The organism is Pseudidiomarina sp. (assembly GCF_048268165.1).
In the GTDB taxonomy this organism is placed as follows: domain Bacteria; phylum Pseudomonadota; class Gammaproteobacteria; order Enterobacterales; family Alteromonadaceae; genus Pseudidiomarina.
Genome location: NZ_JBLWWA010000014.1, coordinates 1 through 14,172 on the forward strand (window position 1 = coordinate 1; position 14,172 = coordinate 14,172).

General features: G+C 49.9%; 7 protein-coding genes and 1 tRNA gene. 5 read left to right on the forward strand and 3 right to left on the reverse strand.

The window, feature by feature from the left end; all coding sequences use genetic code 11:
- Positions 1–195: 195 nt before the first annotated feature.
- Positions 196–6,111, reverse strand: a complete 5,916-nt coding sequence (locus ACN0UY_RS11925; RefSeq protein WP_417667382.1) for a DUF4011 domain-containing protein — start codon at positions 6,109–6,111, stop codon at positions 196–198.
- A 487-nt stretch (positions 6,112–6,598) separates the two neighbouring features.
- Between ACN0UY_RS11925 and ACN0UY_RS11930 the strand changes: the two genes are divergently transcribed.
- From ACN0UY_RS11930 to ACN0UY_RS11950, 5 genes are all read left to right on the forward strand, one after another.
- Positions 6,599–7,012: a hypothetical protein gene (locus ACN0UY_RS11930; protein ID WP_417667384.1), complete on the forward strand. Its 414-nt coding sequence runs from the start codon at positions 6,599–6,601 to the stop codon at positions 7,010–7,012.
- 186 nt (positions 7,013–7,198) lie between these two features.
- On the forward strand, positions 7,199–7,648 hold the full coding sequence (locus ACN0UY_RS11935) for a LexA family protein (RefSeq protein WP_417667386.1): 450 nt from the start codon (positions 7,199–7,201) through the stop codon (positions 7,646–7,648).
- Position 7,649: 1 nt separating this feature from the next.
- A complete protein-coding gene (umuC, locus tag ACN0UY_RS11940; RefSeq protein ID WP_417667388.1) occupies positions 7,650–8,924 on the forward strand; it encodes a translesion error-prone DNA polymerase V subunit UmuC in 1,275 nt (424 codons plus the stop codon).
- Positions 8,925–9,078: 154 nt separating this feature from the next.
- Entirely contained in the window at positions 9,079–10,950 is a 1,872-nt protein-coding gene (locus ACN0UY_RS11945; protein WP_417667390.1) for an ATP-dependent DNA helicase, read from the forward strand.
- Between the two features lie 241 nt (positions 10,951–11,191).
- Positions 11,192–12,169, forward strand: a complete 978-nt coding sequence (locus ACN0UY_RS11950) for an LAGLIDADG family homing endonuclease (RefSeq protein WP_417667392.1) — start codon at positions 11,192–11,194, stop codon at positions 12,167–12,169.
- A gap of 503 nt (positions 12,170–12,672) precedes the next feature.
- On the opposite strand, the gene ACN0UY_RS11955 is transcribed toward ACN0UY_RS11950, so the two are convergent.
- A complete protein-coding gene (locus tag ACN0UY_RS11955) occupies positions 12,673–13,884 on the reverse strand; it encodes a tyrosine-type recombinase/integrase (protein ID WP_417667394.1) in 1,212 nt (403 codons plus the stop codon).
- 161 nt (positions 13,885–14,045) lie between these two features.
- Positions 14,046–14,130: transfer RNA gene (locus ACN0UY_RS11960), tRNA-Leu, on the reverse strand.
- Positions 14,131–14,172 lie beyond the last annotated feature (42 nt).

Sequence of the window (14,172 nt, forward strand, 5' to 3'; positions counted from 1 at the left end):
GCCGGAAGGTTTTACCCTTCTCGCGGAGTCGAATTGCCTTCTGCCTGAGAAGTTCCTGTTGCTCTGGGCTGAGCTTGCGTGCGTCTGTATTCATGCAGGCATTATATCAGATATAAACTACCGCCGGGCTAATAAGACCACGGTAACGGGCTTTCTAAACGTAAGTCGTTCAACCAATTCAACGCAGTATATGAATTAATAGCTTGCAGCCTGAGCATCACAAACCCATTTTTCGAACGTACTAGCCGTTGATGGGTGGCGGCGACCAATTCTAAATTCATTGAATAGCCAGTCCACCGGGTCATCTGGTTGTGCATCAAGCGCAGCCCGTGCGATACCAAGCTGCTCCTGGTAACACAACCCTTTCCAGTCACGCTCCTGACCAAAAGCATTCAGACCTCGCCATGGGATCTCATCGCAGACATCCTCTGGCGAGAGCCAGACAGTCGTACTTTCATCCTCTCCATCCCAAAAGCCTGCCCAGCTTTGAATTACTTCACGCAGGTACTGGCGCTGCTTGCGAGAGCTTCGGTTCAAATCGTGCTTCTGAGCAATATCCAGAGTGAGTTCGTGAAGCGAAATACCATTTTTTCGCTGGAGTACGGCGCGCGCCAATGCACTCAAATTATCCCGATGTTCCGCCTGGAAGTAGCATTCCTTGTCATACATAGGCAGGCCTGCCAGAACGTCGCCATCGTCGAGAGACAACGTATCAGCGGGTGTCATGGACAAAGCCTCCGGCTGAGTGCTCAGCTCTGGAGTCCCGTGACGCTGCCCGATCTCCACTCTGCCAGCTACTTTCTGCGGCACATCAACCAATTGCAGTTCATACTCCCCGGTCTCGGTCTCGGTCTCGGTCGATTCGAGTTTCTCCTTTGCCGCCGATGCGGCAAGCTCGGCGGCCTGACGATCCTCGGCCAGGAGAGCTTCCAGGCGCTCATGCAGCCTGTTCATGGCGTATTCCGGTTCCTGGAAGTAATCGGTCGACCAGAGTCGAAGGATACGCCAACCAAGATTTTCCAGAATCACCTGCCGCACGCGATCACGGTCACGCGCTGAGGGCGAGCCATGATAGGTTGCTCCGTCACACTCAACGCCCGCAAGGTACTCACCGGGCCTATCAGGATGCACAATCCCCAAATCCACGCGGAATTTGGACACCCCAACCTGGGTCTGGATCTTCCACCCTTTTTCACGCAGTGTCATCGCCACGGCCTGCTCGAACGCTGAATCAAACTGATCAACACCATAATTGGCCGTGCTGAACTCAGCGAGGGCGATAGGCCCACGCTCCGCGAATTCCAGATAGTTTTTCAAATGCTCCACGGCTGTCGCTTTGGTACGCGACAGATCCACCATTGAAGAATCGAAGCTGGTGAATAACAACACCTCCGTTGTTGCACGCGTTACCGCAACATTGAGCCTTCGCTCACCCCCCGTCTTATTCAACGGGCCAAAGTTCATGCTCATGGTGCGGCCACCTGGCTCGGTGGGGCCATATGTCAGAGACAGGATAATAATGTCACGCTCATCGCCCTGAACAGACTCCAGGTTCTTCACGAACATCGGATCGTAGGTATCGGTTGCGGTAAAGAAGCGCTCCAGTTCAGGGTTGCTCCGCCGTGCTTCATCCACTAAATCTTCAATCAGGCGCTGCTGTTGAGAGTTAATGGTGACGATACCCATGGTTCGTTCGGGCGCACCCTTCAACATCGCCGTAAGCCGTTTGACGACTTCAGTAACCACCGCCTGGGCTTCAATTACGTTTGTCTGACCTCGGCCTTTGGCATAGACCCCATCAACACGATGCAACGTCACCGCGCTCTCTTTGGTTTCCGCCGACGGGAACGTTCTCAGTTGGTTTTCATAATAATGCGAGTTCGAGAATGCGATCAGGGTTTCATGGCGACTACGGTAGTGACCCGTCAAGCGCAGATGGGGCAAACGTGCGGCCAGCGCCTGATCAAGGATGGACTCCAGGTCACCTTCATCCGAATCCTCCTCTTCCTTACGCCCGAACGTATTGCTGGGCGGCATCTGTTTAGGGTCACCGACTACGATGACATTCTTGCCGCGAGCAATCGCACCAACTGCATCCCAGGTGGTGATCTGCGAAGCTTCGTCGAAGACCACAAGGTCGAAGAGCGCAAAATCAGCCGGTAGGAATTGCGCCACCGATAAAGGAGACATCATGAAACAGGGCGTCAGATCCGTCAGCGCCGCTCCCATTTCCTTGACCAGTGCCCTCACCGGCTTGTGGCGGGTTTTCTTGGTGAGTTCGCGTGCCAGAACGCCGTATTCCGCCGGCGCATTGGGTGCATTACGATCGGGCACAGCACCCGCTGTTTTCGCCAGGATATAATCAGCAGTTGTCTCGGCGACCTCCGCATCAAGCTCCCTGAACATCTCAATTGTTGACTCATGCGAAGCGCCTGCAAACTGCACAAGTGAAGGACTCTGGTCGATCAGTTTCGGTGCCAACCAAATGCAGAGCGCCGTCATCGCGTTATCTTCACACGCCTTTGGGACAATAACGCGTGTTTCCAGTGCCCGTGACAAAGGCTCAAGCTGGTACTTGGCCGCTTTTTGCTTCGCTCCCAGCCATCGACACCACCGGCTCAAGCGTTCGCTCTGCTGTTCAACCACTGCGAAGTCTGATGCGATTGTAGCCAAGTCATCTTCCTGACGGATGGTGACTTGCAACTGCGCAGCTTCTTCCACCAGCTCGGCCAGCTGCGCTGCATCATCAGCCACCGTTCGAGACAACTTGACCAGCGGTGTATTATCGGTGAGGTAGTCTCGCCCTTCCACGAGCACTGAACGCAGTTTGCGCAATGGAATGGCTGGATCATCAAAGGTGCTTATGAAGGCCTTGAACAGCTCCATAGCTTTGATGCCATTAGCCAGAGTACTCTCTAATGCACCTGTGTCCGAATCCACCCCTGCCCAAATGGTGCTACCCTCAAGTTCAGATGAACTCTTTTTGAGCGTTTTCAACGTCTCACGAGCGGCAAGTGCCTTCTCCAGAATGCTGAAGTCCGAGATCTTCTCGAGACCGTGTGCGCACATTTGCTGACGCAGACTCCGACGTTTAAAGAAGCCAAACAGGCCTGTTGCGTCATTGCGCTGTTGGACCCATTGATCCCAGTCGCAGTCGTCTAGCATGTTCCACTTGAGACCATGCCCAAAATCCCGGATCTGTTCTTGCAACCGAGCATGTAAGGGCACGCATTCTTTTAACGCTTTGACACGTGCGAGCCCTCCTTGCTGGAGTGCAAAAACAACATCAAAACGCATCACAAACTCGCACAACTCTGCCAAACGGGCCAACTGCACATGCTTATCAGGTGAAATGTGATCTAGGGGAACCCCCAAGACTTCCAATAACGTCTCTGCATTGGTACGAGCCTGCTTGGCGATCGCATTAATGCGTCTTGCAAAGGTCACCAGAGAGGTACGCCACTGGTTGGAAAATTCCTTTTGAGTAACCGATTTAAAGTGATCTGGCTCCAGGTCTTCAATTTCACCAAAAGCGATCCCCAGTTCTCGTGCGGTCTCCAAATAAGGATCGAGCTCAGCTTCAGTAGTGATGGGTGCCTGAAGCAGGTCTTCAGGCCAATCCAGGCGTAACGGATGCTCATAGGAAAAACGGACCACCCTCGCCATCGCATCACGGGCAGACAAGCCAAGTGCATGGGGGCGGTGCAATTCAACAACGTAGCTATTCAGCCCGTGCCTAACCTGTTCCAGCTTCTGCGCCTTGGCGACCCAGTCACTCTGGGAGATACTTTGACGCCGAGTCCAAGCTGCGCCCAGCTGATCCAACACCGATTTCTTGTTAGCCTTGTTGGAGTGCAACTCCAAACACAGGTGGGCCAGTCCAATCTTCTCCATGCGACGGTATACCACTTGGAGTGCTGCCATTTTTTCAGCTACAAACAGGACCTTTCGCCCTTGCGCCAGGTTGTGGCAAATGATGTTGGCAATGGTCTCCGACTTACCCGTTCCGGGCGGGCCTTCCAGAACAAAGTCCTGAGGGTGAGATGAAGCATCTACCGCCACCATTTGAGAAGAGTCGCAGTTCAACGGTGCATAGAAGTCTTCCGGCGATATTTTCTCATCCACCTGCTCACGCTCAATGAAGCGATGATCCTGATTGAAAGCCTCCGCCGGGCGCTCAATCAGATGCTCTACAAACGGGCTTCTTTTGAGCAGTTCCGTACGATCACGCAAGTCTTTCCACATCAGGTACTTGGCAAACGAGAATGACCCGAGAACAATTTCCTCCACCACAATAAATCCAGGTTGTTCCTGGATGGCCGCTCGAACGATATTCCAGATCGCCTCGACATCAACACCGGACTCATCTTTAGGAAGTTCGTGACGTAGTTGGTCCAGCGTGATGTCGTAATCCGCCTGAAGCATCTCGATCAGCGTCAAGTTGAAGATCGGCTCTTCGTCAGCCAGCTGAGAAAGCTTGACCGGTGCCTGCGCGCTGCGACGTTCAAGTTTAACCGGCAGCAAAATCAACGGGGCACGGAACGATTTGTCGCTTTCAGGTGTTTCCTTCCAGCGCAGCATCCCGATTGCCAAAAACAGCGTATTGCTGCCCCCTTCTTCCAGGTCGTTCTTGGCTTTACGCAGCAGCTCAATCAACTTGGTTTCGGTTCGTCTTGCAGTCTCATTCACAATGAGCTTTTTGTTATCAAGCTGTTGCAGCGCAAATTCCCGATGCAAATCCTCGCCTGTCGATAACCGAAACGCTTCGGCACTACGTTCTTCATCCACGAGCGGCGTATCTTCGGCTGATACAAATCCAAATATTTGATCAGCGGCCAGCATATCCTCCAACTTGCCCAAGTCTGGGCAAAAGAGCTTCAGCGCCGATTGTTTTACATTCAGCAGTGGGTTGCGCTTCGTCAAATCCAGCAGCTTACGCTGCCACATATCGATGCGTGTTTCCGGTGTTTCTTCATACACCCTCTCGTCCCCGCGCACCGGCGGCAGAGGCGGAGGGCCATCGATGCCGATCGACACAGCACGCGCAACGGTTTTACCCTCTGTTTCCAGGGCGGCTTTGGTGCGCTCTTCAATGATACCGATGGGTTTGATTCGACGTGCCCGTGCCTGCTTGATATCAATCAGCATGACAAAGTCGGATTCCTTGTCTTCTTCCAACAAGGTTTTCGCATGATCAATAGCTTGCTTGAACGTAACGGGTGAATCGTTGGTGACCAGCGTCGTCTCAAACATGACAAGGTCAGACGTATCTATGCGTTTCCTCAGATCGATGGGATCATCGTTGGTCAGGACCGGGAAACACTCATCAATCAACCAGAATCCGGCAAACGCATGGGTCTTGGTTAGCGCAATAACCGGGTTCAACCCCATATTTTCGAGGCAACTCGCAAACAGGATCGACGTATCCAGGCAAGCAGCGGTTTTATGCTCCAGGATATCCTTGGCTGGGCGAATGCGCTGCCCCTGTTTTGCCCAACCATTGGGGGGCGACAGGTACATCAAACGTTCGTTGAACAGCGTCGCCCACAAGGCAGCGCCGAACAAGAATGGCCGTTCGCGGGTATTCGACTGATAGCCGTCGATAGCGCTGTTCTGGCCATCATCACGTAGCCCTTGCGCGACTTTCGCGGTCAATGCTTCAACCGCATGGACGTTGGGTTGTACGAAAGCACCCAACAACTCTGCCTGGCGGGATTCGCCCCCCCAATAATCGGCCGGCAACACACACACTTCATAATGAGATATCAGTTCCCGTGACTGTCCCTCTGCATCAATATAGGACGCGGCAAACGTCAGCTGAACCTGCATCTGTTCCGTAAGGCCAGTCAGCTTCTCGAACAGGGGCTTGAGTGGTCGTTCTTGCAGTTTTGCGGACTGACCCGCTGCAAGACAGTCAATCAACCACTCTTCCGGTTCGAAAAAAACGGGGTCACTGGTCAGGCGTACCCGAATATCACTGATACTGCCAGCGGTTCTACCATCAGTTGTCTCAGATGCTGAGACCAGCGCACGTTTGAGCAATGGATAAGCGTTCTGTTGCGCCGCCAAAGAGAAGGTGGAGGCCAGTTCACAATTGAGGTGCAACTCCATGCAAGTGTCCTTTTTATCCTTGATACATTGTATTGACCCGTTAGGTCTGGTGCTGTCCACAAGCCAAGCATTCAACCTAGTCTAAGGCGTAGCCGCCGGACCCTCAACTATCAAAGCCTGACTGGCCAAATGCTGTAACTTGTTAGCTAGGAGACCAATTGATCATTGGTCACATTTCCAATGTAGTAGCATAAATAGTTGGCCAAATAAATCTGACGCGGAGTCCGGCTCTCTGCGTCGAAGACAGATGGTGATTCAACGAGGATAGCGTACTCTTAGCCCGTGAAATCGCCACTTTTAGTCTCTTTGGGCTATACATACAGGCACTCCATTCCCATTGGCGCAGGCTTACAGAAATTCCGCTTATCCTACCAAGCCTAACATCGAGACAGGACCGGCATCATAGTTGTTGCCAATACAAGTCGGATGCCTTGTCTGATCATATCAACCTCCAGCGGAGCAGGCACATGCTTTTAAGAAGTCATACATGAGCAATATGACAAACCCAAACGACAGATCGTGTCGTTCTAAGACAAAACCGCTTTTGATCAACCGGCCATACAAATACCCCAGGAATATCGATGCCATCACCTCCACATCACATGGACTGAATGATCCGCTGTATTACCTGCGTAATGCTGAGCAGGTGGTGCGCATGTTCCTGAGTCAGTTTACCGACCTGCTACTGGCCTACGAGGTAGGAGCTTTGGAGTGGCTGCTGTCGCTGAATTTGTCTGCACAGGAGTTACTGATCCGGATCGTGGTTTTTGGGAAAAAAGTAGGTCGTGAAAAACGAGATACCCCTGACATCTTATCATCGCGCACTCAGGGCCTGTCTGGGCTCACAGCAGTCAGGCTCAGCCAGTTTCACACCGAAATTTCTTCATGGGGTGTGCGTTAACGCACAGGTCTGGAGTCGTTCGGTTCTGATTCGGGTCGGAGTGGTGAGGTGTGCATTAACTCACAGTCTGGAAGCGACTCGTTGAATTCGCGACTACTTTCACGGTTGCTTGTTACCGATCATCCGATAAGTGTATTATTTCAAATACTGTACATTTAAACAGTTACTGTATGAGGTCACTTCACTATGAGCGTTTCCATACTCGGCGTTTCACAGTCCGCAGAGGCGCTGGCTGCGGCACGCCTGCAGATCCCGCTGTATCTGGAGTGCGTTTCGGCAGGCTTTCCATCACCGGCTCAGGATTACATCGAAGACACCCTTGATCTGAATGCGCTGTGTATCCACCACCCCTCCGCTACGTTCTTCGTCCGCGTTGCAGGTGAGTCCATGACAGGAGCCGGTATCTATCCTGGCGATATTCTGGTGGTTGACCGGTCACTACGGGCATCTGATGGCGATTACGTGATTGCCTGCCTTGATGGTGAAATGACCGTCAAAGAACTCTCACTGTCGAACGGCGTAAGGCTGTTACCACACAACCCTCATTTCCAACCAATCGAGATGGCGAGCGATTCCGAGTTGGAAATTTTTGGTGTTGTTACCAGCGTAGTTCGCCACATTAGCAGGGTTGGCTAGGATGGCAGCCTCTACCTTTGCACTGGTGGACTGCAACAATTTCTACGCCAGCTGCGAGAAGCTGTTCCGGCCAGACCTGAAAGGTGCGCCTGTTGTCGTGCTGTCGAACAACGATGGCTGTGTCGTGGCCCGCTCCCGAGAGGCCAAAGCGCTGGGGATCAAAATGGGCGTCCCACTGTTCCAGATTCAGCACCTGATCAGACGCCATGGAATAGTCGTCTTCTCCAGCAACTATGCCCTCTATGCCGATCTGTCATCTCGGGTGATGAATATTCTGGAAGAGTTGGCTCCTCGGGTGGAGGTCTACTCGATCGACGAGGCCTTTCTGGATATAACCGGTGTCGCCAATGCCATGGCATTGGAGGACTTTGGGTTACAGGTGCGCTCAACCGTACAGCAATGGACCGGCATCACCGTTTGCGTAGGCATCGCACCCACCAAAACCCTCTCAAAATTGGCAAACCATGCCGCCAAACAGTACCCCGCTACAGGTGGCGTGGTTGACCTGACTGCAACTGAGCGCCAGCGGAGGTTGATGTCGATCATGCCCATCGACGAGGTCTGGGGTATCGGCCGGCGGCTCTCAAAACGACTGCATACGGAGGGCTTTAAATCGGTGTTGGATCTGGCCAATGCGGATCCCAAGCAGATCAGGCGCCATTATTCAGTAGTGGTAGAGCGCACCGTCCGCGAACTGAACGGGGAATCCTGCCTGGAACTGGAAGACGTTGCGCCGACCAAAAAGCAGATCGTCTGCAGCCGCAGCTTTGGCCAACGCATTACGGACTACCAGTCGATGCGGGAAGCGATCTGCCAGTACACCTCGCGTGCTGCCGAAAAGCTCCGTGGTGAGAGGCGCTGTGCCAAGATGATCACGCTTTTCCTGCGAACAAACCGGTTCAACCCAGACGAACCTCAGTACACCCCCTCATTAACCGCTGAACTTCCTCTACCCACCAATGACACGCGCGACCTGGTTGAAATCGCCATGCGGCTGTTGAAGACCTGCTGGCGTGATGGGTACCGGTATATGAAAGCAGGTGTCATGCTGTCGGATTTCTATGAACCGGGTGTATATCAACAGAGCCTGTTTGATGAAGGCACTGTCCGACCCAATGCCAAAGCACTGATGTCAGTGTTGGACACCATCAACCACAGCGGTAAGGGACACATCTTTCTGGCCAGCCAGGGCACCCAAAAGCCCTGGGCCATGAAGCGGGAACATCTGTCACCGGCATATACCACTCGGTGGGCAGAACTACCGCTGGTTAAATAGCTCGATTAACAAGGATGCTGGTGAATCGCTAGACGGAAGCAAACTTCCTGTATTTAACGAATATGATAATGTGGACTTTAAGAGACAGCTGCAAAAGTCTTCAGCTTATAAAAGCTGATTTCTTTACCGCAGCATTACAGTGCTTGAGGTCGTCATGGATTATTTTTATAACGAATACAGCAACGATAACGAATATAACGAGTACACACCTTGCGATCACAGTCAGCAATCTCATTTTGATCAGCGAAACCAAGCTCTTCTAAACATGAAATTCCCAGGAAAATTCCGTCTTAATCAACGCGAATTAAGCAAGACAGTGTACCAACACATGTGTAGTGGTAGCACACTGCTGCTAGAGGCCCCAACCGGAATTGGCAAATCACTCGGGGTGCTGTTTCCAGCACTGAAGACCATGCCAAAAAAGAAACTGGATAAGCTATTTGTGCTAAACATGCGCACGACTGGGCGCCTTGCAATAATCAATGACCTGAAAAAGTTGCTAACAGCACAACCCCACCCAATACCACTTCGAGTCTTGGAGCTGTCAGCACGAAAAAACATGTGCCAGCGGCCCGAAATATTCTGTAATCACAGCATCTGTGATCTGGCAGTTGAAGAGCACTTACAACCTGCAGCTATATCAGCGCTAGACGAAAACTGGATGGATCAGAACTGCATTAAGCAAGTCGCTGATCAGAACAGAGTATGCCCATACTACCTGGCACAATCACTAATAGATAAGGCAGATATTATAGTCGCGGATGTAAACCTTTTCTTCAGCCGTCATGCTCGCCTATATACTTTGGTTAAGGAGCACAAATGGCGTATAGGGCTACTGATTGATGAATGTCACAATCTCATTGAGCGCGTGAGAGGGATGTACTCAGAAACTCTATCAGAAGGCAATCTGACTGACCTGATCAACCATCTTCCACCTACACTAAGAAAAACCCATAACGACACATTAACTGCGTGGCAAAGCTTACACGATTATAATTCTGAGCAGAATGCAATGAATGATACTGATCGGAGGACAGAATACCAGCTACACTCCGCCCCACTTGTTTTATGTAGATGCTTGGAAAAACTATGCCATCAAATCAGGGAGCTCGGACCATTGCGGTCCATGAAACCTCCTGTCAACGACTTCATCTTGAAGGCGGAAGCTTTCATGAATTTGAGTGAGTCGCTTGGTGATAAAGCACTCTATGTACTGGAAGTTATGCAATCGGGTTCAAATGAATCTCCAACAATCACGTCTTCCCTATCGGTGAACCTCTTGGTGCCCGCGGATGCAATTTCTCAACGATTTAGCTACGCGCAGACAAGCATACTTTTTTCAGCAACACTCAATCCACCCGACTACTATCGTGATGTACTGGGCCTACCCAAACACACTAATTTCAAGCGGATAAGTGCACCTTATACATCGAGTCAGGTTGATATTAAAATTCTGGATATCAATACCAGCTTTAGAAATCGTACAACCACCCTTCAACCGATCGCCAAATGTATAGAAAAACAATATCGAAGCAAGCCAGGCAACTATATGATATTTCTTAGCAGCCTGAAATACATGAACCAGATTCATGACGAGTTCAAGAAACTATACACTGATATACCAACCATCATTCAAACGTCAAACATGAGCGAGCAGAAACGACTTAACTTTATTAATGAATTTAAAAATAAACGAGGATTGATAGGGTTTGCTGTACTGGGTGGTATCTTTTCAGAAGGTGTAGACCTACCAGGTGATAACTTAATTGGTGTCAGCATTGTCACCTTATCACTTCAGCCAAGATCAGTAGTCACGAATGCGCTTTACTTAAGAAACGCAAGCCTATTTGGTGAGGAAAGAGCATCAGATTACACCTATTTATACCCAGCGATGTCCAGGATTTGTCAGGCAGCAGGACGACTTATCCGCTCCCCCACTGATACAGGAACAATCACACTGATAGACTCAAGGTACTTAAGACCTGATATCCAGGGGTTGCTTCCTAATTTCTGGGAACTGAAATAGAATCATTATCTTTTATAGCCAGCAGATAAAATAATTAAAAGCTTTTAACAGACCGAGCAAAATCCAACTTTGACTCAAAAAACAGAATCCAACTTGGATTTTAATAACAGAATCCTACTTGGATTTATAATATCTTCCAAGGCCTACAAGAAGTGGTGCAATTATCATAGATCAAGCCAATATTGTATAATTAACTCAGGGTGATAAAGGGTTATCCCCCACTTACCAATGGAGTTAAAAAATGACTATTCACATTAAGAAACGTTGGACAGAAGAAGAAATCAAAAAAATTATTGATGCATATGAAAATGGCATACCTGCTGAAGAAATTGCAGTGTCGCTTGATCGCTCTTCACGCTCTGTACGTGGCAAAGCTTTCTGTCTGAATCTGATCAATCGCAAGCATGCAGAAAAGCACTATACCATTGAGGAGGATGATTATATTCGTCAGCATGCTCAGTCCATGGTCAGAGCCGATATTGCAAAAACTCTTGGGCGTACTGAAGGATCAGTGAGCCAACGCGGCAGAAGACTGGGCGTTATCTTCCAGAACAAAAAAAAGAATACCAAGTATCAGAAAAAGTATGATTTTTTCGAAACTCCCAATCTTCAAAACAGCTACGTTGCGGGGTTACTGGCTGCAGATGGTTGGGTCAAACCGGCAAGTTCTGGAAAAATCATTAACCAGGTGGGAATAGCATTAAAATATTCGGATGCCCACCTGCTTGAGTATATTCGTGATATTACAGGGTATACCGGTAACATTCGCGATTTTACCGTAGGAGCACATCTCCAGTCTGAGCTGCGAATTTCTGGAGTACCACAGTGGTTACATGATCTCGAAGCGAATTGGAACTTAGTGCCATGTAAATCTTACATACTTACGGGCCCTACAGAGTTGCAGTTGAACAAAGAACAATTACTTGCATATCTGGTGGGTCTCATTGAGGGAGATGGTCATATTTGCGACAAGAATAAAACATTGAAAATTGAAGTTGTTACTGCCAGTCCTAGGCTTGCTGATTGGCTTGAAAACACATTCGAACGTTTAGTTGAGGCCAAGCCGTCCCGATCACTTCATAGCCACGGTAAAGCACATTACATCGGCTTTTACGGCGCGAATGCACGCAAGCTTTCGGAGCTATTGATGTCCATTGGTGTTCATAGGTTGATGCGAAAATGGAGTGTCGCTGCAGAACACCTCGACCGGTTCAGTTAATAGTCATCACAGATACCCATGGAAGAAAAGGGCCGATGGCGAGGCTCAATAACTTTTGCTAGCCATCGGCAGACCAATTTGAATACGAACTTTTTTATTGTTTATTGTGATTAACCATATGCAAGCATCTAATTGATAAACAACGGAAATTGAATGAAGCATCAATAGAAACCAGGAAAAAATCAAACTTTTGTTTTTTGAGTTTTTACCAAAAATCGGCATTTTCCCGACTTTGAACATGATCGAATTGCAGTAGGCTAACCTCACTGAACCACAAGAGGTGTAACAATGAACATGAAATGCAATTTTGACCCAAACTACGCTCTTATCACCCGGCGGGAGGCCGCTTCACTGCTCGCAATGAGTATCAGTGAGTTTGATCGTCGCCGCAAAAATGATCCACACTGCCCGAAGGGCTTTAAGGACGGCTCAAGCCGGAATAGCTCTGTACGTTTCCGGTTAATCGACATCTACACATACTGTGAGAAAATTATGAACGAATCTCAGCAGGTATAGGGGGGGGGACTATCACCAATTTCCAGGGCAGCCAGCGCGTCACTGTACCACTGCATCATAACTCTACGTTGTGGCAGATACTCCGCTTTGTTGTAGACACCCGCAACCCCTGTTTCATAATGGGACAGGTGGTGTTCTACAATATCGCGCGGCCAGCCATGTTCACGCAGAATTGTGGATGCAGTGTGACGCGAACCATGCCCTACAAGCCGGTCCTTATATCCAATCAAACTCAGAGCTCTATTCAGAGTATTTTCACTCAGGGTCGAGTTTTCTGAACCATTGCCAGGGAATAAATAGACACTGCGGCCGGTGATTGCACGCAACTCATCCAGCATCAACAAGACCTGGCTCGACAGAGGTATTAGATGCTCGCGTCGCATTTTCATACGTTTCGCCGGTATCGTCCAAAGCGCTTTTTCAAAATCAATCTCATCCCAACGGGCCAGACGGGCCATGCCTGGTCGGCAAGCTGTATTTAAAACCAAACGGATAAGGATTGTAGTCGGTTTACGGCTATTTGAATCGCGCAAGGCTTGGAGGAATGCCTGTAACTCATTCTCCAACAGGTAAGGGTAGTGCCTGGTTGGAGGTCCTTTTTCGGCTACGTGTTTCAATTCACTGGCGGGGTTATATTCGCAGTGCTCCTCAGCGATCGCGAGCGAGAATATCTGGTTTAGCCAGCTCCGAACCTTCTTGGCCATGTTATGAGCTTTACGTAATTCAAGCCGCTGCTGTATCAAAGTACAATCCCTTCTGGTGACGAGATCAACTGGTTTGCCCTTCAAGACAGGCAAGATGTCCGAGTCAAGATACAGACGCATTTGACGGGTGGTTCCAGGTGCTCGGCCTGCAGCTATCTTACGGTCAAGCCAACGTTCAGCCATAACTTCAAACAGCATTGCCTCTCGCTTGGCACTGTCAGATCTAATATCTTTGCCATCTCTGACTTTGGCCAGCAGCTCACGAGCTTTTTCCCTGGCAAGCCTTCCAGAGACATCAGGGTAGGCACCCAGCCCCATCCAGGCCCACTTACCATTGACTGACTTGTAACGCAGCAGCCACGATTTAGTTCCGGTACTGGTGACATTGAGATAGAGGCCATCCGAGTCCCTTACCCTGTAAGTTTTAGCCTCAGCCTCCAACGCTGCAATCACGGAGTCCGCAAGTGGGAAGCGCTTGATATCTTGCCGCTTCATCTCAACCTCTTTGTACAAACCTAACTGGATAGTACAAGGCTTTGTACAAAGGTGACAAGCATAAGTGGGGTTAAACTGGTGCTAACAGGTGACTCTAAAAACAGAAAACCCCGTAAAAACGGGGCCTTAAGATGTAATTACGGATTCATAATTACTGTGTTTGGTGCGGACGGAGAGACTCGAACTCTCACACCTTGCGGCACTGGAACCTAAATCCAGCGTGTCTACCAATTCCACCACGTCCGCCAACTTTTCAGCCAGCGGCTGAAGCTTACAAGGTAATGGGGT